The sequence below is a fragment of the Roseibium sp. LAB1 genome, from assembly GCF_054658235.1.
Genome location: NZ_BAAGIB010000001.1, coordinates 1927394 through 1953288 on the forward strand (window position 1 = coordinate 1927394; position 25895 = coordinate 1953288).

A 25895-nucleotide genomic window follows, 5' to 3' on the forward strand; every position below is an offset into this window, starting at 1 on the left:
TCTTTTTCAACGCAGAATACGCAATTTAATGCAATTCGTACAGGAACTACCTGCAGCTCAACCTAAAAGTGTATACCAAAACGTTTTCATTTCAACACCGGCCGTAAAATTGGTTCGTCATTGGGCTCGGGGCGTATCAATTCGGCGTGCCCGGTCCGGCAATCTTTCGGTATTTCACAGTGGACGGAGCGCTTCCGTCCCTTTTCCGCCCGATTGAGGGGGCTTATCGTCTGCGGCTAAGATTTTTCTCGACGGAAAGTACCTTTCGTAAATGGCAAGCGTAACGATTACCGACCCGACCTCGTCCACTCCCAAGGCAGCCCTGTCCGGCCAGACCGCCGTGCGCATCGCCCAGCGGATCGCGGATGAGATCGGCTGCAAGGCCGGACAGGTGAATTCGGCCGTCCAGTTGCTGGACGAAGGCTCGACGGTGCCTTTCATCGCCCGTTACCGGAAAGAAGCCACCGGCGGGCTTGACGACACACAGTTGCGCAAACTGGAAGAGCGGCTGATCTATCTGCGCGAGATGGAAGATCGTCGCGTCGCCATCACCAAGTCCATTGAAGAGCAGGGCAAGCTCACCGACGATCTCGTCACCAGCATCCAGGCAGCCGATACCAAGTCCCAGCTTGAGGACATCTACCTGCCGTTCAAGAAGAAGCGCCGCACCAAGGCTCAGATTGCTCGCGAAGCTGGCCTGGAACCGCTGGCGGACAGCTTGCTGGACGATCCGTCCCGGGATCCGGAAGCCGAAGCAGCCTCCTTTGTTGACGATGCCAAGGGCATTGCCGACACCAAGGCCGCACTCGATGGCGCACGCCAGATCCTGATGGAACGTTTCGCCGAGAATGCCGAGCTGGTCGGCCGTTTGCGTCGTCATGTCGAGGAACGCGGAGTCGTTCAATCGAAACTCATCGACGGCATGGCCGAAAAGGGTGCGAAATTCGCCGACTATTTCGACTATTCCGAACAATGGTCGAAGATCCCGAGCCACCGTGCCCTGGCGCTGTTCCGCGGCCGCAACGAGGGCATCCTGTCGGTCGATCTGACTGTCGACGCAGAAGACGTCTCCCCTGTCCTGCCAGCCGTCAAGATGGTTGCAGACACCTATGGCATTGCCGACCGCGGCCGGCCCGCCGACAAGTGGCTGATGGAAGCTGCCCGCTTCGCCTGGAAGGTCAAGCTCGCCCTGCACCTGGAACTCGACCTGATGGGTGTCCTGCGCGACAAGGCCGAAGAAGAGGCCATCCAGGTGTTTGCCCGCAACCTGAAGGATCTGCTGCTGGCAGCACCTGCGGGCTCCAGAACGACGCTCGGCCTCGATCCGGGCATCCGGACCGGCGTGAAGGTTGCCGTTGTCGATGCGACGGGCAAATTGGTCGACACCGCCACCATCTACCCGTTCCAGCCACGCAATGATGTCTCCGGCTCCCGCGCTGCCCTGCTCGCCTTGATCGCGAAACACAAGGTCGGCCTGATTGCCATCGGCAATGGCACGGCCAGCCGTGAAACCGACAAGCTGGCCGGTGACGTCCTGGCGGACATTCCGGCCGCCCAGCGCCCGGTCAAGGTCATCGTCAACGAGGCCGGCGCCTCGGTCTATTCGGCCTCGGAACTGGCAGCAAAGGAAATGCCGGACGTCGACGTTTCCCTGCGCGGCGCTGCCTCCATCGCCCGCCGTCTGCAGGACCCGCTTGCCGAACTGGTGAAGATCGAACCGAAATCCATCGGCGTCGGCCAGTATCAGCACGACGTCAACCAGACCAAACTTGCCCGTGCGCTTGATGCGGTGGTCGAAGATGCAGTGAATGCCGTCGGTGTTGATCTCAACACCGCCTCTCCTGCTCTTCTGTCGCGTATTTCCGGCCTGTCGGACAGTCTGGCAAAGGCCGTGGTCGAACACCGCGAAGCGATTGGCCGGTTCGACAGCCGCACCCAGCTGAAAGAAGTGCCGCGCCTCGGCGCCAAGGCCTTTGAGCTCTGCGCAGGCTTCCTGCGCATCAACGAGGGCAAGGAGCCTCTGGACGCCTCTTCCGTGCACCCGGAAGCCTACCCGCTGGCAAAGCGGATCGTGAAGGCCTGCGGCCGCGACGTGCGTCAGATCATGGGCGATGCATCACTTCTGAAAGGCCTCGAACCGTCCGAATTCACCGACGAGAAGTTCGGCCTTCCGACAGTGAAGGACATCCTGTCGGAACTGGAAAAGCCGGGCCGTGACCCGCGTCCGGAATTCAAGACAGCGACCTTGCAGGACGGCGTGGAAGAGATTTCAGACCTGAAACCCGGCATGAAGCTGGAAGGCACGGTCACCAATGTTACCAACTTCGGTGCCTTCGTCGATGTCGGGGTCCATCAGGACGGACTGGTGCATGTCTCCCAATTGGCCGACCGTTTCGTTGATGATCCCCACAAGGTCGTCAAGGCCGGTGACATCGTCAAGGTGACGATCCTGGAAGTGGATGTTCCGCGCAAGCGCATCTCCATGACCATGAAGTCCCAGGCCGATTATCAAGGCCAGCGCGAGCGCGGTGGCCAGGACCGGAGCAACCAGGACCGGGGCAGCCAGGATCGTGGCGGACAGCATCGAGGCGGACCGGGCGGTAGAGGCCCCGGTGGAAAAGGTCCTGGCGGCGGCAACGGTCCGCGCGGAAATGGACCGCGTGGCGGCGGTGCGCCCAAATCCTCTGGCGGAGACAGCGGCAACAACGCACTGGCCGCGGCACTCGCCGCAGCCATGAACAAGAAGAAATAATCTCCTGATCCAGCGGTGTTTATGTGCGCTGCTGGATCAGCTCACTATTGGTTCTGACGGCAGGTATCGCTTCCATAGGGCGCTTCATGGATAAGGTCCGACCCCTTGCTGTGGATCGTATAACTTCCATCCGAGTAACGCGCCCCTGACCCGGAGACGACCTGCTCCAATCGCCTCGGTGGAGAACCGTCAAATGTATAAGTCACGTATCCGTTGCCACTTCTCACATAGGTGACCGTCATCGGCAATCCTTCGGTACACGTGTATTGGACAGTGACCGAGTCTCCGGCAACCGGCTGAGCCACGTTGCCGCCTGATACCGGCTGTTGGCCACGCATCGGAAAGGCGTCAGTGATGGCGTAAAGGTCAGACCGTGGGGCATCCCCCTGCGCATACAGGATCATGCGCCGATGCAGATCCAGTTGCAGCGTCACATTTCGTGAGGAATCATGAAGATACACCGACCAGTCATCCCGGCCGAATTCCTGAAAATAGAAATTCACAGTGCCGTAGACGTCTGCCTCCTGCCACTGGCCATTACCAACGTGTGTGAATGAGCCACCCGAATGCCGGACGACACCAACATTTCTGCCGTTCAGGCCGGAAGCTGCTGACGGTTGACCGGAAGGTTGCTGCGGCACGGGATTTTGGACCAGAGAACCAACGCCGCAGACCTCATAAATCCCGGGATAGGGGCGCTCGGAACAGAACAACCCACCCCAGTGATAGCCTGTCTGCCCGTTCCGGTACCTGATCTGGAACCATTCGTATCCATTCATCATGACCCCGGTTCCGGACAGGATCAAAATGGGATCCCCCTGAAAGAGGCTACCGCTCTGCCCGTACTGAATACCTGGACCACTGCGAACCTTGCCTCCATAGGAGGCCCCATTCTGCGGAAAATCGACATCCGGTGAGGCGAAAGCGAAATTTGCCGGCAGAAAAATGATTGCCAGCACAAGACAGAATGAAAACCTGTTCATCAAATAACCTGTTCTATTGAAGGTGCTTAAGTCGAAACGCGGAATAATCGGCGAGAATTTCTGAATTCACTAACTAACGTTAGGTCATACGAACATGAAATGAAACCACGTTTGGTAACTGTTTGCGCAGCGCCATTTCTGACATCCAGGGCGACATGTCGAACCGGGCCGCCGGATAAAGGACAGCTCCTACGCCCGGGAGGAGAACCGCAGGCGTTGTGTCATCCAAATTCCTGAACTGTCCGCGTTTGCCAGCAGGCATCGAAATCAAAACCAGAAAATCGCGAGTTCCGGCTCCGGCTTTGACCTGGTCAATTTTGCCCCTCTGGCAATACGGGCCAACTGCATTAGTCTTGTCAGTAGAAGCCGGGTGTCGAGGAACGGCATATGCCGCAGAATAATCAGGAACAGGACTGGCCGAAGCAGGACATGGAGTCCGGCACGCTCACTGCGCTTGCCCATCTCTACCGCGCCGAGGTGTTTCGCAGCACCCATTGGCGCAGCCGCCTCGACAACACCACCAACTGGGCCGTCGTTACCACAGGCATCGCGCTGTCGGCGACATTCTCCAACAAGGACGCCTCACCTCTGCCCATGGTGCTGGTTGGCCTGCTGGTGACGGTTTTCCTGATCTTCGAAGCCCGGCGCTATCGCTACTACAACATGTTCCGGGCCCGGGCACGGCTGATGGAAACAGACTTTTACGCGCCCATCCTGGCTGGACGAAAAGTTCCGATGCAGGGAAGCTGGGCAACGATGCTCGCTGACGACTACGAGATGCCGCACTATCACATCTCACTCGTGAGGGCGGCAGGCCGCCGGCTGCGCAGCAACTATTCCTGGATCCTGGCGATCCAGGCTGTCGCCTACTATGGCAAACTGGCCATTCATCCTGTTCCGCTGACCAGCCTTGCCGATGCGTTTCAACGTGCCGCCATAGGGCCGATCCCCGGATGGACCGTCATCCTTGCCGGTCTTGTTTTTCACACAAGCTGGGTTGTGTTTGCCTTGGTGACCTTGCGGCTGGACAAACTCTATCGGGAAAAACGCCAATCGCCGATGCAGGCGATCTGAACCGGAACAGGTCAGTTTCGGAGACCACCTCTCTTTTCCTCCTCATTCGGGGTGTGATATGGGACACCCAATTGAAATCGGAGATTTTATGTCCTGACCTCTCGGGCACCCATCGGTGCCCATCTGCAAACCCGCTCCCCGGCCGTTCCCGGAAGCGTTTGCTGAACATCACAAGAGACAATACCCGGTCATGACTCCATGATCGGAGCAGGACAATATCATCCAAAATGATCAGACCCTATGTCAGCCAGGACGCTGACCGGATTATCCATATCTGGCGCAAGGCCAGCGAATTTGCACATCCGTTTCTGAGCGACGACTTTCACGACATGGCAGCCACTCTTATCCGGGACGTCTATCTGCCGAAGGCGGAAACCCATGTCACGGAGGTCAAGGGCATTGCCGTCGGCTTCATCTCGCTGCTGGACAACCACATAGGCGGCTTGTTTGTGGACCCGCAATTTCACGGACTGGGTCTTGGAAGAGCCCTCGTGGATCACGCCGTGAAACAGAAAGGCCCGCTCACCGTGGAGGTCTTCAAGGAAAACGCCCGCGGGCGGCGTTTTTACGACGCTTACGGCTTCGTGCCGACCGAAGAATACTTCCACGAGTTGGCTCAGCAGATCAGCGTGAAAATGGCCATGAGGCCCTGATACGACAGCGGCGGCCTTCGGGCCGCCGCTACTGCGCCTCGAAAACCAGACCCGCGTGCCTCAGAACCGGCTTGCCGCAAAGGGAGCCGGATCGATACCCGGCCGCACCTCATCAATCATATCCGCGATCATCTCTCCGGTGACGGCAGACTGGGTCAGACCGTGATGGGCATGGCCGAAGGCATAGAAGACACGGCTATGCCGTGTTGCCGGCGAGATTACCGGCAGGCTGTCCGGAATGGACGGACGAAATCCCATCCAGCGTTTGCCGCCCTCAGACTTGAGGTCCGGGAAGAACAGCTTGGCCTTGGCCAGCATGGCATCCACCCGGCGCCAGTTCGGCGGCAGATCCAGACCGCCGAATTCCACAGCACCACCCACCCGCAAACCGCTGGACAATCGAGACAGCACAAAGCCGTGGCCAGACAGCATGATCATGCGGTTGACGGTAACGCCGGGCTCCGGAATGGTGATGTTGTACCCGCGCTCCGTATCCAGAGGGACCCGATCCCCCAAATGCACGGCAAGGGCCTTCGACCACGCGCCGCAGGCTATCACCAGCCGCTCGGCCCCGATCTTCCGGCCATCTTTCAGAACGACGTCGCAACCATCGTCATTGGGCTCCAGGCGGCTGACGTCACCAACCTCGAATGTGACACCCTGGGAGGCAAGCCACTCGGCAACCGAAAGGCACAGGACCTTGGGCTCATCGACCTGGACCCAATCCGGCACGAGCGCCCCGCCAACGACACGGGCCGACAGATCCGGCTCCAGGTCGCGGATTGTCGCCGCATCCAGCTCCTCCACCGTGATGCCGTAGTCGCGCTGCTCCGCCCAGCCTGCCCGCGAAGCTTCAAGCGACTGCTCGGTGTCGAACAGTTCCAGACAACCATCCCGTCGCACCTGGTTGTGAGTTCCCGTCGCCCGCCATAAGGCCTCCCAGGCAGGAAGCGCTCCCCCGTTCAGGTCCGCCAGCGCCTTTGTACTTTGCGCCACCTTTGCGGGGTTGGAGGCGGCCATGAACCGTAGCATCCAGGGCAGGATCTTGATCGCATAGGCCGGTCGCACCGACAAGGGCCCCAGAGGGTCGAGCATCCATTTGATGGCCTGTTTCCAGAGGCCGGGAGACGCCATCGGAGCGACATCCGTCCAGGCGATGGCGGCCGCGTTGCCCTGGCTGGCACCAGCGGCCGGGCCCTCGCGGTCCAGCACCGTAACGCCATAGCCACGCTGCACAAGGGCAGCAGCCGTTGCAAGACCGACGATCCCTGCACCAATTACATGGACATGTCCCTTGCTCATTCGCCGTGTCTTCTCTCTTGCGTTGCCGGACATCCGTGCTGCCATGCCTTAAAGCATTCACATGCACGATCGACCCAAGCCTCTTGCCTGATGTCAGGACCACCGTCCTGCCAGAACCTGCGAGGCTCGTCTACTGTTTCATTTCATGATATATCACTGATATAGCTAAAACATATAAAGGGTTCCGATTTCCATGTCCGGAGTTTCCAGCCGATCCGCGCAGGCCTACCGCCTGTTGGAAGAAGAGATCGTGACCCTGAAGCTGAAGCCCGGTGGAACAGTGACGGAAGTCGCCCTCACCCAGAAACTCGGCCTGGGCCGCACACCCATACGGGAAGCCATTCAGCGGCTGTCCTGGGAGGGGCTTCTCAACATCCGGCCGCGCCTGGGCATTGTCGTCGCCGACATGAACCCGTCTGATTTTCTGAAAGTCCTGGAAGCCCGACACGCTCTTGAACGCCTTGTAGCCGGACTTGCTGCCCGGCTTGCCAGCAAGGACGAAAGGCGAACTCTGGAAGCGATCGCGATCGACATGCGCGAGGCGGCTGCAAAGCCGGACGTGGTTGACTACCTACGCCTGGACAAGGCATTTGACGAGGTCGTTGCGTCGGCCGCGTGCAACCCGTTTGCCGCAAAGGCCCTTGCGCCGTTGCAGACGCAGTGCCGCCGGTTCTGGTACCGCCATTTCGGTGAGGAAGACCTCACACCGGCAGCCTGGAGCCACATGGAAGTCATGCGCGCCATTGCCGCCGGAGACGAGGCCGCCGCGATGGATCACGCGGAAAACCTGATGTTATACCTGCGCCGCCAGGCAACCACGCTGGTCAGCGGCTCCGGTTAGGCAGCCACCGGGAAGTGGGACCGCGTCCTGTTTGCAAAGGCGACCAGCGACAACATCACCGGCACTTCCACAAGCACACCAACAACGGTCGCAAGTGCTGCACCGGAGTTCAGCCCGAACAGGCTGATGGCAACGGCAACCGCAAGCTCGAAGAAGTTGGACGTCCCGATGAGTGCAGCCGGTGCGGCGGTGGTAAAGGGGACGCGCCACAGATAGCCCCAGGCATAGGCCACCAGGAATATGCCATAGCTCTGGATCAGCAGAGGCACGGCAATCAACACGATCACCAGCGGCTTTTCCAGAATGGTCTGTGCCTGAAATCCGAACAACAGGACAACCGTCGCCAGCAAACCCATGACGGAGAACGGTTTGACCTTCGCCGTAAACTCGGCAATGCGCTCGTCATTGCCCGATCCGTCCAGCGCCTTACGGGTGAAATACCCGGCCACCAGCGGAATGATCACATAGAGGATTACGGATAGAAGCAGGGTCTGCCACGGCACGACAATGTCGGTCACGCCGAGCAGCAGCGCCGCAATGGGCGCGAAGGCGAACACCATGATGATGTCGTTGATGGAGACCTGCACAAGCGTGTAGTTGGCATCGCCACGCACCAGCTGGCTCCAGACGAAGACCATGGCCGTGCACGGCGCAACGCCAAGCAGGATCATGCCGGCGATATATTCCTTCGCGGTCTGCGGATCGACCAGTCCGGCGAACAAATGCTCGAAAAACAGGATTCCGAGAGCCGCCATTGTGAAGGGCTTGATGAGCCAGTTGACAACGATCGTGATGCAGAGACCCTTCGGCTTGCGGCCGACATCTTTCAGCGAGGCGAAATCGACGTTGACCATCATCGGATAGATCATCACCCAGATGAGCACGGCAACGACCAGATTGACGCTGGCATATTCCAGCGATGCGATCGCCTCAAAAACCCCGGGAAAGAGAGCGCCAAGCCCAACACCGGCGGCAATGCACAATGCGACCCAGAGCGACAAGAACCGCTCGAAGAGCCCCAGGGGTGAGTTTTCCTGTGTCATAACAACTCTTTCTCAATTCGGCTTTTCAGCAAACCGGAGGCATCCTCAAGGGTCTGAGCAAGGGGCTGCAACATGGCTTCGCTCACAACCGGGCACACCGACCTGATCCGGCAGACGAAATGGCCCTTCGCATAACCAGACCCTGCCAGCTTCCTGAGTGTCAGCATGTCCCGCCACGACTGGAACCACCACCGGTCACCAGGGAAGCGATCGGCGCGCAGAGCTCCGGATTGCCGCCGCAACAGTCCTGCAAGAGGTAGGTCACGAGGCCCTGCATCGTCTCCAGGCTTGCGCGATAACAAATCGAGCGCCCGTCCCGTTCGGCATGCACAAGGCCGGAACGGGACAAAGCGCCCAGGTGGGTCGACAGGGTATTCGGACGCACACCGAGTGCATCTGAAACGGCACCGGCGGTCATGCCTTCTTTTCCGGCCTTCACCAGCAGGCGAAAGACGTCGAGGCGGGTTTCCTGACCGAGTGCTGCCAATGCGTTCAAGGCATCTTCTTTTTCCATATTTCGAGAATACTCGAAATAACGAAATACACAAGTGCAAATTGCCAACTTTGTGGTTTGGCTGAGTAACTCCCCGGAAACCGAAAGAACGATCCGCCGGACAAAATGGAAGTTACTTCCAACTCCGTTTCCAACCAAAACCAATCACCCAGAGCACACCAAAACACGCCAAGGTGACAATGATGCTCAGCATGAGCGAGTCGAGATGGAAGAATTTCTTGAGTGGGTAGGACGCGAAAATCGCCAGGCCGACAAGCGCCCCTGTCGCGAGATTTGATTGCGGTATTCGATGAATGGCTACCGGTGAGAGCACCACGGCAACAACGCCAAACAGGATCGATGCGTTGAGGTAACTCAAGCCCAGAAAAACGGCACAGAAAACAACGGCCAAAACAATTGCCAATATGATGATGAAATAGGAATTCAAGTCAGTTTCCTCTAACGAAAAGAACCCTGCCCGGTTTGGGCAAGGTTCTGTTATTCGCGACTACGGTCTGTAATCTTGTGCCGGTTCAGGCGGCTTTGGCTGCCAGACGTTTCCGGATGCTTTCCACATCTGCCCGCGGCGTCGCGGCGAACAGCGTTTTGGTGTAGTCGTGCTGCGGGTTTTCGAAAACCTCGTCCCGCGTGCCGTATTCCACCACTTCACCGAAATACATCACCATCACCTTGTCGGCGATGTAACGTACCACCGACAGATCATGGGAAATGAACACATAGGTGAGGCCCATCTCTTCCTGAAGATCGGCAAGCAGGTTCAGGATCTGCGCCTGGACCGACAGGTCCAGCGCCGACACAGGTTCATCGAGGACGAGCAGCTTCGGCTTCATCATGATCGCCCGGGCAATCGCGATGCGCTGGCGCTGGCCACCGGAGAACATGTGCGGATAACGGCCGTAATGCTCTGGCTGCAGCCCAACCTTCTCCAGCATCTGCAGGGCCAGGTCGCGGCGCTCTGCCGACGGCATGTCGGTGTTCAGCAGAAGCGGCTCTTCCAGCACGTGGCCGATCTTCTGGCGCGGGTTCAAGGAACCGTAGGGGTTCTGGAACACGATCTGCACCTTCTGGCGCATTTCCCGCGAAATACCTGTCTTCGAGATATCGATCGGCAGGCCGTCGATTTCGATAAGGCCGGAGCTCTGGGCATCGATCATCGTCAGCATGCGGGCAAGGGTCGACTTGCCGCAGCCGCTTTCGCCGACCACCGCAAGAGTGCTCCCGCGTTCCACGTCCAGGTTAACGCCCTTGACGGCCGTCAGGGTCGACGCCTTCTTGAACATGCCGCCCTTGATGTCATAGGTCCGGTAAAGGTCGCGGACCTTGAGGATCACATCGTCAGCCATCTCAGAAACCTCCCGCTTCGGCGAAATCGCTCACCGTCGGCAAACGCTTGCCTGTGGCATTTTCCGGCAAGGCCGAAAGCAGCGCCCTGGTGTAGGCGTTCTTGGGGTTCTCGAAGAGGGACAGCACGTCGGCTTCCTCCATCTTGCGGCCCTTGTACTGCACGATGACCCGATCGGCGGTTTCGGCCACCACACCCATGTCGTGAGTGATCATGATCAGGCCCATGCCGCTGTCCTGCTGCAGCTGGACCAGCAGGTCCAGGATCTGCTTCTGGATCGTCACGTCCAGCGCGGTTGTCGGTTCATCGGCAATCAGAAGCTTCGGTGCGCAGGCAATCGCCATGGCGATCATCACGCGCTGGCACTGGCCGCCGGACATCTGGTGCGGAAAGGCGGACAGGCGCTCGGCAGGGTTCGGAATACCGACTGAGGTCAGGATCTCGACCACCCGGTCCCGGGCCTGCCGGCCCTTCAGACCCATGTGGGTCTTCAGCGTTTCGCCAAGCTGGAACCCAACCGTGAAACACGGATTGAGGCTGGCGATCGGTTCCTGAAAGATCATCGAAATGTCCTTGCCGATCACCCGGCGCCGATCCTTCGACGACAGGGTACGCAGATCGAGACCTTCGAATTCCATCTTGTCGGCGGTGATCGTTGCCGTGTTCGGCAACAGGCCCATCGTCGCCAGCATGGCAACGGACTTGCCGGAACCCGATTCCCCGACGATGGCAAGAACCTCGCCTGCATCGACTGTGTAGTCGACGCCGTCGAGTGCCTTGAACGGACCCTTGGCCGTGTCGAATTCGACCTTCAGGTTTCTGATTTCAAGAAGCGGCATCGCTTAGCTCCTCTTCAGCTTCGGGTCGAGCGCATCACGCAGGCCGTCGCCGACCAGGTTGATGGCAAGAACGGTGATGAGGATCGCCAGGCCCGGGAAGGTGACAACCCACCAGGCCCGCAGGATGAACTCGCGCGCTTCGGCCAGCATGGTGCCCCATTCCGGAGTTGGCGGCTGTGCGCCCATGCCCAGAAAGCCGAGGGCGGCCGCATCCAGGATCGCGTTGGAAAAGGACAGGGTTGCCTGAACGATCAGCGGTGCCAGGCAGTTCGGCAGGATCGTCTTGAACATCAGCCGCATGTGCCCGGCCCCTGCGACCTTCGCAGCGACAACGTAGTCCCGCGTGCGTTCGGACAGAACGGCCGCACGGGTCAAGCGGACGAAATGCGGCTGCAGCACGATGGCGATCGCGATCATTGCGTTGATCAGCCCCGGACCCAGGATGGCAACGAGCACCAGCGCCAGAAGCAGTGAGGGAAATGCCAGAATGATGTCCATCACACGCATGATCAGCGTGTCGGTCATGCCTCGCATGTAACCGGCAACAAGGCCGATCACGACCCCGCCGACGAGGGCAATGGTGACCACGACCACGCCGATGAACAGCGAGAACCGTGCGCCGTAGATCAGGCGCGTCAGGATATCGCGGCCGACGGCATCCGTGCCCAGCAGGAACGCGGCCTTGCCGCCCTCCTCCCAGACCGGAGGAACGAGGAAACTGTCACGATACTGGAAATCGGGGCTGTGCGGCGCGATCAACGGCGCAAAGACGGCCATGAGGACCAGCAGAGCGAAAACGACGAGGCCGATGACGGCGCCCTTGTTTTGCGAGAAGTAGTACCAGAATTCAACCAGCTGCGCCTTGGTGGCGTTGCGGCTTTCGGCCTGGAGCTTGGTCTGATCGGCTTTCGCAGCCGGCGAGGTATTTGTCATTTTCCGTGTCCCCGGCTCAGTTATAGCGAATACGCGGATTGATCAGGCCGTAAAGCACGTCCACGATCAGATTGACCATCATGATGATGCCTGCGATCAGCAGCAGACCGCCCTGGACCACGAAGTAGTCACGGCGCGAAATGCTGTCGACGAGCCACTTGCCGATGCCCGGCCAGGAGAAGATGGTCTCTGTCAGAATCGCGCCTGCGAGAAGCACCCCAACCTGCAGACCGATGGTGGTCACCACCGGAATGAGCGCGTTGCGCAGCGCATGAAGACCAATCACCGCACGCGGCGGCAGGCCTTTTGCCCGGGCCGTACGCACATAGTCCTCACCGAGAACCTCAAGCATTGCAGAGCGGGTCTGGCGCGCGATCACGGCCATCGGGATGGTCGCCAGCACGATGGAAGGCAGGATCAGGTGCCGGACGGCGGAAAGGAACGCCCCCTTCTCGCCGGACAGCAGACTGTCGATCAGCATGAAGCCGGTAACCTGCGGGAAGAAGAACATCAGCGAGATGCGTCCGGAGACCGGTGTCCAGCCGAGAGTTCCCGAAAACAGGATGATCAGTAGCAGGCCCCACCAGAAGATCGGCATCGAATAGCCGACCAGCGCCGTTCCCATGATCGCCTGATCGGCAATCGATCCGCGCTTCACGGCCGCGAATATGCCGGCGGGAATGCCTAGGCAGATGGCGATGATGATAGCGCAGAGAGCCAGTTCGGCGGTTGCCGGAAACAGCGTCAGGAATTCATCGAGCACAGGTTTCTTCGACACGAAGGAGATACCCAGATCCCCGTGGAAGATGCCGGTTATGTAATCGAGATACTGATGCCAGAGCGGTTTGTCGAAGCCAAGCTGGCCAAGGACCTGAGCCCTCCGCTCATCAGATATACCGCGCTCGCCGGCGAGCAGTTCGGCGGGGTCGCCGGGCAGCATGCGGATAAACGAGAAGGCGACGAGGGTGACGCCGAAGAATGTCGGTATCAACAGACCGAGCCGGCCTAGAAGAAAGCGAAGCATGTCAGGTTCCAGATACGAAGAGCCAGCGGAAACGACCTGATGTCAGGAAAGCATCCGCCGGCCAGAATGTTCGAAGGCGCCGGCATTGCTGCCAGCGCCTCCTTCGATTTAGGCGGATTTACTCCGCAATGTCCACGCCGTCAAACCAATGGCCACCGAGCGGGTCCATGACGTAGCCGGTGACCTTGGAGGACATCGGCATGAAGACCACGGAGTGCGCGATGGTTGCCCACGGAGCCTGCTCCTTGAAGACGACCTGTGCCTCTTCGTAGAGCTTGGTGCGCTCTTCCTTGCTGGTCACGGTCTTTGCCTTCTTGATCAGCGCGTCGAACTCTTCGTTGCACCACTGGGCACGGTTGGAGCCGCCGACACCGTCACAGCCAAGCAGAACGGCCAGGAAGTTGTCCGGATCGCCGTTGTCACCGGTCCAGCCGAGAAGCACGGCACCGTCACGGTTCTCGTCCTTGGAACGGGACAGGTATTCACCCCATTCGTAGGAAACGATCTCGACGTTCACGCCGACATTCGCGAAATCGGCCTGCATGACTTCAGCCATACGACGAGCGTTCGGGTTGTACGGGCGCTGTACCGGCATTGCCCAGATCTTCATGGAAAGATCGGAGACACCGGCTGCTGCCAGCATTTCCTTGGCCAGTTCCGGGTTGTAGTCGTCGTCTTCAACGGCGTCGTTGTAGGACCACATGGTCGGCGGGATCGGGTTCTTTGCAGCCTGGCCGGAGCCCTGGAAAACTGCATCGAGGATCGCCTGCTTGTTGATCGCGTGGTTCAGCGCCTTGCGGACTTCCGGCTTGTCGAACGGTGCCTGCTTGGTGTTGTAAGCAAGGTAACCGACGTTCAGGCCCTGCTGTTCCATCAGGGTCAGGTTGCCGTCAGCCTTGATGTCGGCGATGTCGGCCGGTGCCGGGTACGGCATGACGTGACATTCACCGGCCTTCAGCTTCTGAAGACGCACGGCTGCATCCGGAGTGATGGCGAAGATCAGGTTGTCGACCGGCTGCTTGCCACCCCAGTAGTCCGGGTTTGCTGCATAGCGGATCACGGCGTCCTTCTGGTAACCCACGAAGGAGAACGGCCCGGTGCCGACCGGCTGCTGGTTCAGCTGTTCCTTGGAACCGGCCGCTTCAAGCTGTGCTGCGTATTCAGCAGACACGACGGAAGCGAAGTCCATCGCCAGGTTGGCGATCATCGGAGCTTCCGGACGGTTCAGCACGAACTTGACCGTGTAGTCGTCAACTCTGACGATTTCCTTGATCAGGTCCGGCATGGACATGCCGTCGAAATATTCCCACGCGGTGCCGGCGGTGTATTCGTGCCACGGATGATCCTTCTTCAGCTGACGCTCGAAGGTGAAGATCACGTCGTCGGCATTGAAGTCACGGGTCGGCGTGAAGAAGCTGGTGGTGTGGAACTTCACACCCTGACGCAGCTTGAAGGTGTATTCCTGACCGTCTTCGGAAACTTCCCAGCTTTCAGCCAGGCCCGGAAGCACTTCAGTGGTGCCGCGCTTGAACTCGACAAGCCGGTTGTAGATCGGCTTGGAAGAAGCGTCGAACGTGGTGCCAGCGGTGTAAAGTGCAGCATCGAAGCCTTCAGGCGAACCTTCAGAGCAATAAACCAGGTTTTTTGCAGAAGCGCCGGTTGCTGCAATCACAGCAAGGCTTACGCCAAGAAGGGATGCCTTCAAGGTTTTTTGGAAATTCATCAAACTGTTCTCCCCTTGATGAAGAGCAAGGGCCTTGCATCGTTGAATCGCGCAAAGGAGTTAAGCCCAAGCCAGCGCAAACTAAGGCGTTTTTTTGGCAGAAAATCAACTGCCAACATATTTCTAATTTGACGATGTTTTTGAAATTTTTTTGCTAGGTAAGAGTTGCTGCCGTAAATTTTTGATGCGGCAACGGGCACTCACGAGAAACTAATACCGCTACGGAAGCATTTTCAAGCTTTGTCTAAACATCTGAAAACAAAAGGCTCCCGCTTTAACGGGAGCCTCTGCTATTTTCAATCCTGCGTGGAACGTGTTCGTTTGACGGCGTCTTGCCACCCGGCCAGCAATCGGGCCCGCTCACTTTCCTGTAACCGCGGTTCAAACCGCTTTTCCAGTTTCCATTCCGCGGAAAAAGCTTCGGTTCCCGGCCAGATACCGGCCTTCGATCCGGCAAGCCACGCCGCCCCGAGGGCGGTTGTTTCCGGAACAGTCGGCCGATCGACCGGCGCCCCCAGAATGTCGGCCAGGAATTGCATGGTCCAGTCGGAAGCCGTCATGCCCCCGTCCACGCGAAGAACCGGCTGTTCAGCTTCCGGCCAGTCCGCCCGCATGGCTTCGATAAGATCGCTCGTCTGGTAGCCGACGCTTTGCAGCACCGCGCGGGCGATTTCCTTCGGCCCCGTGTTGCGCGACAGGCCGAACAGTGCACCGCGGGCATCCGCATCCCAATAGGGCGCCCCAAGCCCGACGAAGGCCGGAACCAGATAGACGTCCTGGTTCGGATCGGCCTGCTCGGCAAGAGATTGCGTGTCGCCTGCATTCTCGATGAGGCCCAGACCGTCGCGCAGCCACTGGACAGCGGCGCCAGCAACGAAAATCGATCCCTCGAGCGCATAGGTGGTCTCGCCATTCAGCCTGTAGGCGATGGTCGTCAGCATGCGGTTGTTGGACCGGACCGGTTTGGGCCCGGTGTTCATCAGCGCAAAACAACCAGTGCCGTAGGTGGACTTGACCATGCCCGGCTTGAAACAGGCCTGACCGACTGTTGCGGCCTGCTGGTCTCCGGCGACGCCCAGGATCGGAATGGTCCGGCCAAGGAGCTCCGGATCAGTATTGCCGAAATCATCGGCACTGTCCTTGACCTCGGGCAGCAGGCTTTGCGGGATATTGAGGAGCTTGCACAGTTCCTCGTCCCAGGTGTTTTCATGAATGTTGTAAATCAGCGTCCGCGAAGCGTTGGTGGCATCGGTTGCATGCACCTTGCCGCCCGTCAACTGCCAGATCAGCCAGGTATCAACTGTGCCGAAGGCAAGGTCTCCGCGCTCAGCGCGCTCGCGCACGCCTTCGACATTGTCGAGGATCCAGGCGATCTTGGTTCCGGAAAAATAGGGATCGAGCAGCAGGCCGGTCTTGGCCGAAAAAGTCTCTTCCCGGCCTTCAGCGCGTAATTTGGCGCAGAAATCCGCGGTGCGACGATCCTGCCAGACAATGGCGTTGTAGACAGGTTCACCTGTTGACCGGTCCCAGACGAGTGTGGTTTCCCGCTGGTTGGTAATGCCGATCGCGGCAACGTCGGCGCCGCCGGACGGTGCCTTTTCCAGCGCTTCACGGCACACGCGCAGCGTGCTCGTCCAGATGTCGGCCGGCGAATGTTCCACCCATCCCGATTTCGGGAAATGTTGCGGAAATTCCTGCTGGCCCACGCTGATTGGATTGAAATCGTCGCCGAAGACAATTGCCCGGCTCGACGTCGTGCCCTGGTCTATTGCCAAAACACATCCGGCCATGGCGCACCTCCCGTTTTCTTCTTGTCATGAAAACTGCCGGCAAGGCCGGCAGATCATCTGGTTCCCTTTGATGAAACTATGCCGCAGCGCCGGCCTGATCTGCAAGATAAGCCGACAGATAGGTTTCCAGCTCAGCGGTTTCCTCCCGGCTCAGCCGCAGCCCCAGTTTCGTACGCCGCCACAGGATGTCCTGAGCCCTGCGCGCCCATTCTCGGCGCACCAGCCACTTCACCTCCGCTTCATAGAGGTTGTAGCCAAAGCAGCGGCCGAGATCCTCCACGGTCTTCGCCTCTCCAAGGATAAAGCGGGCATCCGTGCCGTAGTGACGGGTCAGGCGCGTGGCGAATACCTTGTCCAGAAACGGATATTCGCCCTGAAGTCGCGCAACTTCCGCATCGAACTCGCTCACCTTGAAATCGCCGCCCGGCAGCGGAGCATAGGCTGTCCACACGCCGCGCTTGAAAGGCAGATACGGCTCCAGCTTTTCCAGAACTTGCTCGGCCAGCTTGCGATAGGTCGTGATCTTGCCGCCAAACACGGACAGGACCGCCGGCTTGGCATCGCCCACATCCAGTTCCAGCACATAGTCGCGCGTCGCCGCCTTGGCATCCTTTGCGCCATCGTCATAGAGCGGGCGAACGCCGGAATAGGTATGAACCACATCTTCCGGCGTGATCGCATTTTCCAGGTATTCGCTGGCGGCCTTGCACAGATATGAGATCTCGTCTTTCGAAATCTCGACCTTGCTCAGGTCATCCTGGAAATCGACATCGGTCGTGCCGATCAGCGTGAAGTCGTTTTCGTAAGGGATCGCAAACACGATCCGGCCATCGCCGTTCTGGAAGATGAAGCAGCGGTCGTGCTCGAACTGGCGCTTGACGATGATGTGGCTGCCCTTGACCAGCCGGACGCTGGAACTGTTGTTCGCCCCGGCGACGCCGCTCAGCATCTCGGCAACCCAGGGGCCCGCCGCATTGACCAGCACATTGGCGGTTACGGTCTTTTCCTCGCCGCTTTGCTGATCCTTCAGAACGACCCGCCAGACATCCCCGTCTCGCCGCGCGCTGATGCATTTTGTGCGGGTCAGAATGTCGGCCCCGCGATCGGCCGCATCGCGTGCATTCAGCACCACCAGACGTGCATCGTCGACCCAGCAGTCCGAATATTCGAACCCCTTCTTGAAGAGCTTCTTGAGCCCTTGCGAGAACGGCGCCTGATCCAGGCGAACGGTCCTGGTGGCCGGCAGCAGCTCGCGCCCGCCGAGATGGTCGTAGAGGAACAGGCCGATCCGCAGCAGCCATGCCGGACGCAGGTCCTTGTGGTGCGGCAGGATAAACCTCAGCGGCCAGGCGATGTGGGGCGCGGCGCACCACAGCACTTCACGCTCTTTCAGCGCTTTGCGCACAAGTCCGAACTCGTAATATTCCAGATAGCGAAGCCCGCCGTGGATGAGTTTGGTCGAGGCCGACGAAGTGGCGCCGGCAAGGTCACCCATCTCAACCAGAAGAACCGAAGCTCCCCGGCCGACCGCGTCTCGGGCGATGCCCGTTCCGTTGATGCCCCCACCGATGATCAAAAGATCGTAATCCGCAGCCATAACCTGTCCCCGGCCTGTGTTTTTGCGTCTCAGGATTGAAAATGAAAATAAAACGAAACATCTCGAAATTCAATCAACAATTTCGCACTCGAAGACGAAACACCCCGGCAGAAGGCTTGCGCTTCCGCCAGGGTGCAAACGTCATCTAAAAATGCACAACGCATTGATGTTTTTAGTGTTCTCCATCCTCCGCAGGTGCATCGTCCTCAAGCTGGCCCGCTGAAACGTCAACTTTCTTGCGCTGTTTCGGTTTGTTTGCGTCTTCCACGAAGGGAGGCGTAGCGGAATGGTAGGTGACCTGCGGGAACGGAATTTCGATATTTCGCTCGTCGAAGACCTGTTTGACGAATTCGTTATATGCACGCCCGACACCCCACTGGTCCCCCGGCACGGTCTTGATGCGGCCGCGGATATCGATGGAACTGGCACCGAAATTGGTGACGCCGTGCATTTCGAAGTCGCCGATGATCTTGGGTCCGAAATCCGTCTCCTTCAGCCTGCGGAAGGCTTCCAGCATGGCATCCTTGGCGTGGGTGATGTTCGTGTCGTAGGCAACGCCGATCAGCGCGACATGATAGGAGAAGCCACGCATGAAGTTGGACACCATGTCGACCGAAGAGAACGGAATGATATGGGTGGTCCCATCGATGTCGCGCATGCGCACGGACCGAACGGTGATCCCCTCGACCGTCCCCGTCACGCCGGCAACGGTGACAACATCGCCTTCGTTGATGGCGTTCTCGATCTGGATGAAGGCACCGGTGATGATGTCCTTGACCAGGGTCTGCGCCCCGAAGGAAATCGCCAGACCGACAACACCGGCACCGGCGATCAGCGGGCCGATATCGATACCGACTTCGGACAGGGACAACAGCAGCGCCATCACGACGATGACGACTGTCGACGCGTTCCGGAACAACTGAAACAGCGTGCGCTCGCGGGCGGTCACGATGTAGCCGGAGCGCGATTGCAGCCTGAGATCCACCCAGGACATGACGGCAAGCCAGATGACGAAGGCGACAAGCAGCACCAGAATGGCGGATCCATAGCTGCTGAGAAGCTGCACCCCGGCTTCGCTTGCCAGCCACTCGGCAACCGTCAATACGCCCCAGATTTCCAGAAGCAGCAGCACGGTTGCCAGGAACACGGCGAACCGGATGAACTTCAAAAGACGCGGCACGAAAGCGTTCAGCCGGTTCTGAAGCGCCGGAAGGGTCCGGTTCAGGTCGTCCGGCAGGCGGATCCCGCCCTTGATGGCCTTGGTGACGACCAGCGAAATGGCCATACCCGCCATGATGGTCAGGATCGACAGTCCCGTCGCCCGCAAGATGATGGTCGTCGCGTCAAACGGCCGTGTGACCCAGATGATAAAGACCGCCGCGACGTATCCAAAGGCAGCCAGATGCCAGAGCTGGCCGACCAGAATGAGGGCACGCTTGCCAAGCGCGCTCTGCAGGTGTTCGGCGTAATCTTTGGCACCCGCGTTCACGCGCTGCCTGTTCTGGTGCACCAGAACCAGCAGATAGACCATGCCCAGAAGCACCACGATGAACCGCAGGGCGTTGCCCAGAACGAAGGAGACGGCAACATTGGCGATCGGCACCGCCAGAAACAAACCGTAGATCATCCAGTACATGAACAGCCGCAAGCGGCCGTACCAGTAGAGCGAGCTCTCGTCGGTGAACGGCAGAAGACGCAGCTCCGGCCGCCCAGGCGCAAAGATGAAGCGCAGCGACACATTGGCCATGCCGAGAAAGAAAAAGGCATTCAGCGCCAGGCTTTCCTGCAGCGTCACACCCGCATTGACACCCCCAAAGCTCGCCAGAGCCGCCGCGTTGCCGACCGCCCAGCCGATCCCGACGGTGATCGCATCGACAACCGAAGTCAGCACAAGTACGAAGCTGCGGGTCAGCCCACCGCCATAGCGCGCATAAACCGAAATTCGGGGATAGAGCCGCTTTGCGATCAGCTGGCTGGCAAGAAATCCCGCGTAGGCAGCCAGCAGCACGATGACGACCTGGATCGCGATATCCTTGGCCCGATCCCATTTGATCGGTATATCACCGCGCGCGACGAGCACCAGCCCGTTGAGCGAGCGCATCGCCTGCTCCATGAGGTAGCCTGCATCATCCACAAGCTTGCGCGTGTATTCGCCGATCCTGAGAGCAAAGTTTTCCTGTTGCAGGGGCCGGGAAACGCCTTCCACCCGAACGGCCTCCTCCTTTCCGGGAACTTGTCTGTCCCCGTCGGCCTGCTGGGTGTTGGCAGAGCTTTTTTGCAAAAGCTCGATCAGTGCGGCCCGGCTGTCAGGATCGTTCAGGACCTTGATCAGAGCCTGGCTCGCCTGTTCGACATCAGCCGGAGGCGCCTGCTCCTGCGCGGAGGTCTGCCCCCCGGTTTCCTGAGCCAGAACCGGCGCCAGGCCGGCAAGGATGAGTGTCATCAGGGCAAACAGGCAGCAGCGCAAATTCGTCATTTCAAACTCTTGTCAATTCAAAGGAGCCGGTTGGCGTCCGGCCATGGCAGGGACAATATGGAGGAACGGGACCCGATGAAAAGGCTCAGTCTGCCGTCATCTGACATTTTTTAGGTACTATTATGAATTGCAAGATTCCTGCACAGTAACCGGTGCTCCGGGCTCAGCAGAAACAAGGATTCATGGAAATTCAGAAAAACATTTCACATTTCCCCAAGGTAATATAGCCACCTGCTTCTATCGGGTAACGTAATAATAACAATATGGGCGCCAATCTGACCCGACGAGGAGAAAGAATGCCCAGGTCCTTGATCAAACTTGCCCTGGAAGGCACTGAGGAGGCGCGCCGACGGCTGTTCGCGCAGGTGAGCGAACTCGTCATTTCGAACCTCGATCAACGGACCGACCGTGAACTCGCCATCTTCGCGGAAGTGATCATCAAGCTTTATGGCGTCGGCACCGCCAGGGATCGGGCCCGGCTGGCACACAAGCTGGCCTCACAGGTCAACACGCCACCTGAACTGGCCCGCAAGATCGCCGAAGACGACGTCAACGTGGCCATGCCCCTGCTGGCCCAAAGTCCGGCATTGACACAGGAAGATCTCATCGACTTCGTCGAACGCCTGAGCAACGCGCACTTGCAGGTGATTGCCCGCCGCACCGACCTTTCACCGGAAGTCTCCGATGCCATCGCCGAAAAAGGCGATCGTCCGGTGCACCGCATCCTGGCAGGCAATCGCGAGATCAAGCTGTCACGCGAGACGATGCTGAATTTCGTCAAATACGCCACGGAAGACGTGGTCCTGCGTGAGGACCTTTGCCTGCGCTCCGATCTTTCGCCCGCGGTTTGCCGGGCCTTGCTGCCGCTTGTGGACGATGAAACCAAGAAGCGTCTGCGCAGCATCATCGAGGGGTCCCTGTCGCAGGAACAATTGGACCAGATCGCACGGCTCAAGGTGCTGCGTCGTGAATTCGGCGATGCGCTGAACAACCCTGACGTGGCCCTCTTGTGGCGGGAAGCCGAGCGCGCAGACATTACCGTCAACGAACTGATGATCCTGTTGCTGCAGGACGGCCGCTTCAATCATGCGATCGAGCTGCTCAGCGCTCGCGGACGCACGGCACAGAAGTCCCTCAAGGATGCAGTCTTCAACGGCAAGCAGGATCTGGTTCTGAGGACCGCCGCAAAGGCCGGGCTGGACACCCCCACCTTCGCCCTGTTCGCAAAAGTTCGCTGTGATCACCTTAAGCTCCCGGCGACGCAGGGCTCCGAATGGACCGCGATCTACAAGAAATATCTCGACAGCACGGCGCAGAGCAAACAGTCGCGTTGCGGTGACTTTCAGGCAAACCGGCGGGAAAAAAAAACAAGGATCGCAGCTGAGAGGCCGGCACGTGTCGCCGCGATGTAGCGACACCCCGGAAGACTGACGCCACCGTGCGGAAATCTTTTTGTCGCTGGCAAGAAACTCAGTTTCTGGAGCAAAGTGTCGCGGCGACCGCCGTCGACAAGGTCGCGGCCGCATAGAACCACAGCCCCGGCAAGATGGCGGCGGCGGCCAGCCCGCTGGTCTTTGCGGCAAACAGCACCAGCGCCACCAGCATGACATCCAGCATAGACCACTTGCTCACCATCGACAGCAGCGCCAGCGAACGCGTCTTGGCGCCGCTGAGCACCGCCACATGGATCAGCAGGATCTTCAGTGCGGGAAATCCGATCGAAAACAGAGCCACGATCGCCGCAAGAACGGCGTCGCCCTCGTGATAGAGGCTCGTCACCATTTCGATCAGTGTCGGACGGTCTTCCAGAAAATACAGACGCTCGAACCGCATGAGCGGCTGTGTCAGACCGAGAGCAAACGAAAATGTGGAAACGGGAAGCAGGAAAGCCAGAAATAATCGCATCGAACCTGCCGTACCCTGGCTATCGCGTAAATTTGCACCGGCACCTGCGCTTGGCGAAAGCCTGACGGGTTGCCATCTCCTCATATCACCCGGACCGGAAAGCACAAAACCTGACCGCCGCAAGCAACGATCAGGAATATAAGAACATGCGTCTAACCCTGCCAGCCCCCTGTTGGAGACCGGCCATTTCTAGGGAAGTTCAGAAAGCCGTTATCGGCCCCGCGCGCGGGCTGCCACTTCGTCGAGCTGATCCTGTTCCGCCATTTCCTGGGCGGTGCGTTCACGCTGTTGGTCACGTTCTTCCAGCTGCTCGAACTTCTTCAGCTCTTCAATAGCCTCGCTGAGCTCGTCCCGGGCACGCTGCAGCTGGTCGTCCAGTTCATGCGCGGAATTGCGCAGGTTGTCGCGCCGGTCTGCCGCGGCCTTGGCGAACGTCGGATAGGCAAAATGTGTGACATCCGTGATGCCAACCCGTTCCTGTTCAGACCGGATCTGGTCATCGAGTTCATCGGCCATGCGGTTGAATTCGGCGATCATGCTCTCGATCTGAGCAAGCTGTCGCCGCTTTTCATCAACCTGAAACCGCTTCAAACGGATCAAACTGTCTCGGGTTTTCATTACTCAATACTCCCCTAACACGGGCAGTCTACCCCTGAGTCATTTCCAAAAGGTTGGCAAGTTGCTCATACCCGTCAGAAAGTGATGTCGCTTCGTCTTTTCCCTGATTGAGAAACTCGTCGATCATATCGAACCTGTAGATGGCTTCATCCACGGTTGGATCCGATCCCTTCCGGTATGCGCCCAGCCGGATCAATTCTTCCATGTCAGTATAGGTCGACAGCAGCTGGCGCGCCCGGCGCAGAACCGGAAGCTGTTCCGGCGGAACGCAGCGCGGCATGGTCCGCGAGACGGATTTCAGCACGTTGATCGCCGGGTAGCGGCCGCGTTCGGCAATACCGCGCTCCATGACCACGTGACCGTCGAGAATACCGCGGACCGCGTCGGCCACCGGCTCGTTATGATTGTCGCCTTCCACCAGCACGGTGAACAGTCCCGTGATCGAGCCGCTGCCCTCCTTGCCAGGGCCGGCCCGCTCCAGAAGACGCGGCAGTTCGGTGAACACGGTCGGCGTATAGCCCTTGGACGTGGGCGGTTCGCCGATCGACAGACCGATCTCCCGCTGCGCCATGGCGAAACGTGTGACCGAATCCATCATGCACAGCACATTCTTGCCTTCGTCGCGAAAATGTTCGGCGACCGTCATGGTCAGATAGGCAGCCTGCCGGCGCATCAGAACGCTTTCGTCGGAGGTCGCCACCACGACCACGGACCGCTCCAGGCCCGAATCACCCAGGTCGTCCTCAATGAACTCCTGAACCTCGCGGCCGCGTTCCCCGATCAGACCGATCACTGCGACATCGCATTTGGTATTGCGCGCCAGCATGGACATGAGAACAGACTTGCCGACACCCGAGCCGGCAAAAATGCCCATTCGCTGCCCCTCGCAACAGGTTACGAATGTGTTAAGTGCGCGAACACCGAGATCAAGCGGCGGCCCAACGCGTTTACGTTCTGACGCCGGAGGCGGTGAACTTCGCAATTTGCGAGGCACTCCGCCATGAACAAGACCTCCTTTACCATCAATCGGTTCACCAAGTGCGTTAATGACTCGGCCAAGCCAGGCATTTGCCGGATGAACGACGCTGTCGCGGGACTGAATCACCGCTTTACAGCCCATTCGCACGCCTTCCAGTCCCGAAAACGGCATGCAAAGTGCGTGTCCTTCGCGAAATCCGACCACTTCCGCGGGTACTTTGGGGTTATCCTCACCATTGTCGATCAACAATCTCGAACCGACACTCATTTCATGGATAGGCCCCGCAATCTCGACGAGAAGTCCCTGAACCGCAGTCACCCGGCCATAAATTTCGGTCGGCATGAGCGAATCAATCTCGGCGAAAAGCGCCTTCACGGAAGATTCCTTTCCTCGTTAACGGTTTTGGTAACCGATCGTTTACGACTCTGGTTAATCTTAACCTTTGGAAGGCTGACAAGCGAGAGCCATTTCGAAGTCAAAACGGCTTTGTTGAAAGGAATCTGAACGGAATCGGTTAGCGCCGGTTCTTAAAGTTCAACATTAAGATTTGTGAATCTGGATTTTTTCTGGGGATTCAACAAGTTGACTGTTGTTCACAGTTTCCTCTCTTCAGAGCTTGCCGTTACGAATCATATTTTGTTAACCATTAACCGATAGCTTTGAGTCGGGGTTAACATCAGTCCTTCGTAGCAGGCACCGACAGAGCCGTTGCGACTTGCCCAGGAAAGGCAGAACAAGGGGATTGGCATGCGTGTATTGTTGATTGAGGATGATAGCGCCACGGCGCAGAGCATCGAACTGATGCTGAAGTCCGAGAACTTCAACGTCTACACGACAGATCTTGGCGAGGAAGGCATCGACCTCGGCAAACTGTACGATTACGACATCATAATGTTGGATTTGAACCTGCCGGACATGTCCGGTTACGAGGTTCTCCGGACGCTCCGCGTTTCAAAGGTCAAGACACCGATCCTGATCCTTTCCGGCAACGCGGGTATCGAAGACAAGGTTCGTGGCCTGGGCTTCGGCGCTGACGATTACATGACCAAGCCGTTCCACAAGGACGAACTGGTAGCGCGCATCCACGCGATCGTCCGCCGCTCGAAGGGCCATGCTCAGTCGGTGATCGTCACCGGTGACCTGAAGGTCAACCTGGACACCAAGACCGTCGAAGTCGGCGGCCAGCGCGTCCATCTGACCGGCAAGGAATACCAGATGCTGGAGCTTCTCTCCCTGCGCAAGGGAACGACGCTCACCAAGGAGATGTTCCTGAACCATCTCTATGGCGGCATGGACGAGCCGGAACTGAAGATCATCGACGTGTTCATCTGCAAGCTTCGCAAGAAGCTGGCAGCGGCAACATCCGGCAAGAACTACATCGAAACGGTGTGGGGCCGCGGCTACGTGCTGCGCGAACCGGATGTCGAGGCAGCAGCCTGATCCAACATAGGCGGTTGAAGTTTGAAAACCCCGGCTCTGCCGGGGTTTTTTGTGTCGAAAGTCTGAA

22 protein-coding genes are annotated in these 25895 nt (G+C 58.8%); 6 read left to right on the top strand and 16 right to left on the bottom strand.

Annotated elements, in window-relative coordinates:
* Positions 1-271: 271 nt before the first annotated feature.
* Positions 272-2752, top strand: a complete 2481-nt coding sequence (locus ACYQ54_RS09020; RefSeq protein WP_460081257.1) for a Tex family protein — start codon at positions 272-274, stop codon at positions 2750-2752.
* Positions 2753-2796: 44 nt separating this feature from the next.
* Here ACYQ54_RS09020 and ACYQ54_RS09025 read toward each other — a convergent pair whose 3' ends face one another.
* On the bottom strand, positions 2797-3735 hold the full coding sequence (locus ACYQ54_RS09025; protein WP_460081258.1) for an MliC family protein: 939 nt from the start codon (positions 3733-3735) through the stop codon (positions 2797-2799).
* A gap of 387 nt (positions 3736-4122) precedes the next feature.
* On the opposite strand from ACYQ54_RS09025, the gene ACYQ54_RS09030 reads away from it, so the two are divergent.
* The gene (locus ACYQ54_RS09030; RefSeq protein ID WP_460081259.1) at positions 4123-4809 is read left to right on the top strand and encodes a DUF2270 domain-containing protein; all 687 of its coding nucleotides are present in this window, start codon (positions 4123-4125) and stop codon (positions 4807-4809) included.
* A gap of 227 nt (positions 4810-5036) precedes the next feature.
* Positions 5037-5462, top strand: a complete 426-nt coding sequence (locus ACYQ54_RS09035) for a GNAT family N-acetyltransferase (protein ID WP_460081261.1) — start codon at positions 5037-5039, stop codon at positions 5460-5462.
* A gap of 60 nt (positions 5463-5522) precedes the next feature.
* Here the strand turns inward: ACYQ54_RS09035 and ACYQ54_RS09040 are convergent, their stop codons facing one another.
* On the bottom strand, positions 5523-6764 hold the full coding sequence (locus tag ACYQ54_RS09040) for an NAD(P)/FAD-dependent oxidoreductase (protein WP_460081263.1): 1242 nt from the start codon (positions 6762-6764) through the stop codon (positions 5523-5525).
* A 193-nt stretch (positions 6765-6957) separates the two neighbouring features.
* Between ACYQ54_RS09040 and ACYQ54_RS09045 the strand changes: the two genes are divergently transcribed.
* Positions 6958-7605, top strand: coding sequence for a GntR family transcriptional regulator (locus ACYQ54_RS09045; RefSeq protein ID WP_460081265.1), 648 nt, complete (start codon positions 6958-6960; stop codon positions 7603-7605).
* On the opposite strand, the gene arsB is transcribed toward ACYQ54_RS09045, so the two are convergent.
* From arsB to ACYQ54_RS09100, 11 genes are all read right to left on the bottom strand, one after another.
* Positions 7602-8648: an ACR3 family arsenite efflux transporter gene (gene arsB / locus ACYQ54_RS09050; RefSeq protein ID WP_460081267.1), complete on the bottom strand. Its 1047-nt coding sequence runs from the start codon at positions 8646-8648 to the stop codon at positions 7602-7604. The two genes, ACYQ54_RS09045 and arsB, sit on opposite strands and share 4 nt — an antisense overlap.
* 160 nt (positions 8649-8808) lie before the next feature.
* On the bottom strand, positions 8809-9162 hold the full coding sequence (locus tag ACYQ54_RS09055; protein ID WP_460081269.1) for an ArsR/SmtB family transcription factor: 354 nt from the start codon (positions 9160-9162) through the stop codon (positions 8809-8811).
* A 112-nt stretch (positions 9163-9274) separates the two neighbouring features.
* Positions 9275-9589 carry a hypothetical protein gene (locus tag ACYQ54_RS09060; RefSeq protein WP_460081270.1) on the bottom strand — a complete coding sequence of 105 codons (315 nt, stop codon included), beginning with the start codon at positions 9587-9589 and terminating at the stop codon, positions 9275-9277.
* Positions 9590-9674: 85 nt separating this feature from the next.
* On the bottom strand, positions 9675-10505 hold the full coding sequence (locus tag ACYQ54_RS09065) for a dipeptide ABC transporter ATP-binding protein (RefSeq protein ID WP_460081273.1): 831 nt from the start codon (positions 10503-10505) through the stop codon (positions 9675-9677).
* 1 nt (position 10506) lies between these two features.
* Positions 10507-11343: an ABC transporter ATP-binding protein gene (locus ACYQ54_RS09070; protein WP_460081274.1), complete on the bottom strand. Its 837-nt coding sequence runs from the start codon at positions 11341-11343 to the stop codon at positions 10507-10509.
* A 3-nt stretch (positions 11344-11346) separates the two neighbouring features.
* On the bottom strand, positions 11347-12276 hold the full coding sequence (locus tag ACYQ54_RS09075) for an ABC transporter permease subunit (protein WP_460081275.1): 930 nt from the start codon (positions 12274-12276) through the stop codon (positions 11347-11349).
* A gap of 16 nt (positions 12277-12292) precedes the next feature.
* Positions 12293-13300, bottom strand: coding sequence for an ABC transporter permease subunit (locus ACYQ54_RS09080; protein WP_460081276.1), 1008 nt, complete (start codon positions 13298-13300; stop codon positions 12293-12295).
* Between the two features lie 118 nt (positions 13301-13418).
* Entirely contained in the window at positions 13419-15023 is a 1605-nt protein-coding gene (locus tag ACYQ54_RS09085; protein WP_460081277.1) for an ABC transporter substrate-binding protein, read from the bottom strand.
* 296 nt (positions 15024-15319) lie between these two features.
* Entirely contained in the window at positions 15320-16813 is a 1494-nt protein-coding gene (gene glpK / locus ACYQ54_RS09090; RefSeq protein WP_460081278.1) for a glycerol kinase GlpK, read from the bottom strand.
* Between the two features lie 76 nt (positions 16814-16889).
* Complete coding sequence (glpD, locus tag ACYQ54_RS09095) at positions 16890-18410, bottom strand: glycerol-3-phosphate dehydrogenase (RefSeq protein WP_460081279.1); 1521 nt, start codon at positions 18408-18410, stop codon at positions 16890-16892.
* 172 nt (positions 18411-18582) lie between these two features.
* Entirely contained in the window at positions 18583-20886 is a 2304-nt protein-coding gene (locus ACYQ54_RS09100; protein WP_460081281.1) for a mechanosensitive ion channel domain-containing protein, read from the bottom strand.
* Positions 20887-21182: 296 nt separating this feature from the next.
* Here ACYQ54_RS09100 and ACYQ54_RS09105 point away from each other — a divergent pair, with 296 nt between their 5' ends.
* Entirely contained in the window at positions 21183-22298 is a 1116-nt protein-coding gene (locus ACYQ54_RS09105; protein ID WP_460081282.1) for a DUF2336 domain-containing protein, read from the top strand.
* Between the two features lie 58 nt (positions 22299-22356).
* On the opposite strand, the gene ACYQ54_RS09110 is transcribed toward ACYQ54_RS09105, so the two are convergent.
* The 3 genes from ACYQ54_RS09110 to fliI all read right to left on the bottom strand — a co-directional run bounded on the left by ACYQ54_RS09110 (position 22357) and on the right by fliI (position 24763).
* Positions 22357-22791 (bottom strand): paraquat-inducible protein A, encoded by a 435-nt coding sequence (locus ACYQ54_RS09110; protein WP_460081284.1) that lies wholly within the window; start codon positions 22789-22791, stop codon positions 22357-22359.
* A gap of 210 nt (positions 22792-23001) precedes the next feature.
* Positions 23002-23409 (bottom strand): flagellar export protein FliJ, encoded by a 408-nt coding sequence (gene fliJ / locus ACYQ54_RS09115; RefSeq protein ID WP_460081286.1) that lies wholly within the window; start codon positions 23407-23409, stop codon positions 23002-23004.
* A gap of 28 nt (positions 23410-23437) precedes the next feature.
* Positions 23438-24763: a flagellar protein export ATPase FliI gene (gene fliI, locus ACYQ54_RS09120; protein ID WP_460081287.1), complete on the bottom strand. Its 1326-nt coding sequence runs from the start codon at positions 24761-24763 to the stop codon at positions 23438-23440.
* 372 nt (positions 24764-25135) lie between these two features.
* Here fliI and ctrA point away from each other — a divergent pair, with 372 nt between their 5' ends.
* Positions 25136-25828 (top strand): response regulator transcription factor CtrA, encoded by a 693-nt coding sequence (ctrA, locus tag ACYQ54_RS09125; protein ID WP_031270498.1) that lies wholly within the window; start codon positions 25136-25138, stop codon positions 25826-25828.
* Positions 25829-25895 lie beyond the last annotated feature (67 nt).

What these genes read in the sequence shown, in the direction of transcription:
- ACYQ54_RS09020 (WP_460081257.1), top strand. Translation starts at nt 272, where the DNA reads ATGGCAAGCGTAACGATTACCGACCCGACCTCGTCCACTCCCAAGGCA.
- ACYQ54_RS09025 (WP_460081258.1), bottom strand. Translation starts at nt 3,735, where the DNA reads ATGAACAGGTTTTCATTCTGTCTTGTGCTGGCAATCATTTTTCTGCCG.
- ACYQ54_RS09030 (WP_460081259.1), top strand. Translation starts at nt 4,123, where the DNA reads ATGCCGCAGAATAATCAGGAACAGGACTGGCCGAAGCAGGACATGGAG.
- ACYQ54_RS09035 (WP_460081261.1), top strand. Translation starts at nt 5,037, where the DNA reads ATGATCAGACCCTATGTCAGCCAGGACGCTGACCGGATTATCCATATC.
- ACYQ54_RS09040 (WP_460081263.1), bottom strand. Translation starts at nt 6,764, where the DNA reads ATGAGCAAGGGACATGTCCATGTAATTGGTGCAGGGATCGTCGGTCTT.
- ACYQ54_RS09045 (WP_460081265.1), top strand. Translation starts at nt 6,958, where the DNA reads ATGTCCGGAGTTTCCAGCCGATCCGCGCAGGCCTACCGCCTGTTGGAA.
- arsB (WP_460081267.1), bottom strand. Translation starts at nt 8,648, where the DNA reads ATGACACAGGAAAACTCACCCCTGGGGCTCTTCGAGCGGTTCTTGTCG.
- ACYQ54_RS09055 (WP_460081269.1), bottom strand. Translation starts at nt 9,162, where the DNA reads ATGGAAAAAGAAGATGCCTTGAACGCATTGGCAGCACTCGGTCAGGAA.
- ACYQ54_RS09065 (WP_460081273.1), bottom strand. Translation starts at nt 10,505, where the DNA reads ATGGCTGACGATGTGATCCTCAAGGTCCGCGACCTTTACCGGACCTAT.
- ACYQ54_RS09070 (WP_460081274.1), bottom strand. Translation starts at nt 11,343, where the DNA reads ATGCCGCTTCTTGAAATCAGAAACCTGAAGGTCGAATTCGACACGGCC.
- ACYQ54_RS09075 (WP_460081275.1), bottom strand. Translation starts at nt 12,276, where the DNA reads ATGACAAATACCTCGCCGGCTGCGAAAGCCGATCAGACCAAGCTCCAG.
- ACYQ54_RS09080 (WP_460081276.1), bottom strand. Translation starts at nt 13,300, where the DNA reads ATGCTTCGCTTTCTTCTAGGCCGGCTCGGTCTGTTGATACCGACATTC.
- ACYQ54_RS09085 (WP_460081277.1), bottom strand. Translation starts at nt 15,023, where the DNA reads ATGAATTTCCAAAAAACCTTGAAGGCATCCCTTCTTGGCGTAAGCCTT.
- glpK (WP_460081278.1), bottom strand. Translation starts at nt 16,813, where the DNA reads ATGGCCGGATGTGTTTTGGCAATAGACCAGGGCACGACGTCGAGCCGG.
- glpD (WP_460081279.1), bottom strand. Translation starts at nt 18,410, where the DNA reads ATGGCTGCGGATTACGATCTTTTGATCATCGGTGGGGGCATCAACGGA.
- ACYQ54_RS09100 (WP_460081281.1), bottom strand. Translation starts at nt 20,886, where the DNA reads ATGACGAATTTGCGCTGCTGCCTGTTTGCCCTGATGACACTCATCCTT.
- ACYQ54_RS09105 (WP_460081282.1), top strand. Translation starts at nt 21,183, where the DNA reads ATGCCCAGGTCCTTGATCAAACTTGCCCTGGAAGGCACTGAGGAGGCG.
- ACYQ54_RS09110 (WP_460081284.1), bottom strand. Translation starts at nt 22,791, where the DNA reads ATGCGATTATTTCTGGCTTTCCTGCTTCCCGTTTCCACATTTTCGTTT.
- fliJ (WP_460081286.1), bottom strand. Translation starts at nt 23,409, where the DNA reads ATGAAAACCCGAGACAGTTTGATCCGTTTGAAGCGGTTTCAGGTTGAT.
- ctrA (WP_031270498.1), top strand. Translation starts at nt 25,136, where the DNA reads ATGCGTGTATTGTTGATTGAGGATGATAGCGCCACGGCGCAGAGCATC.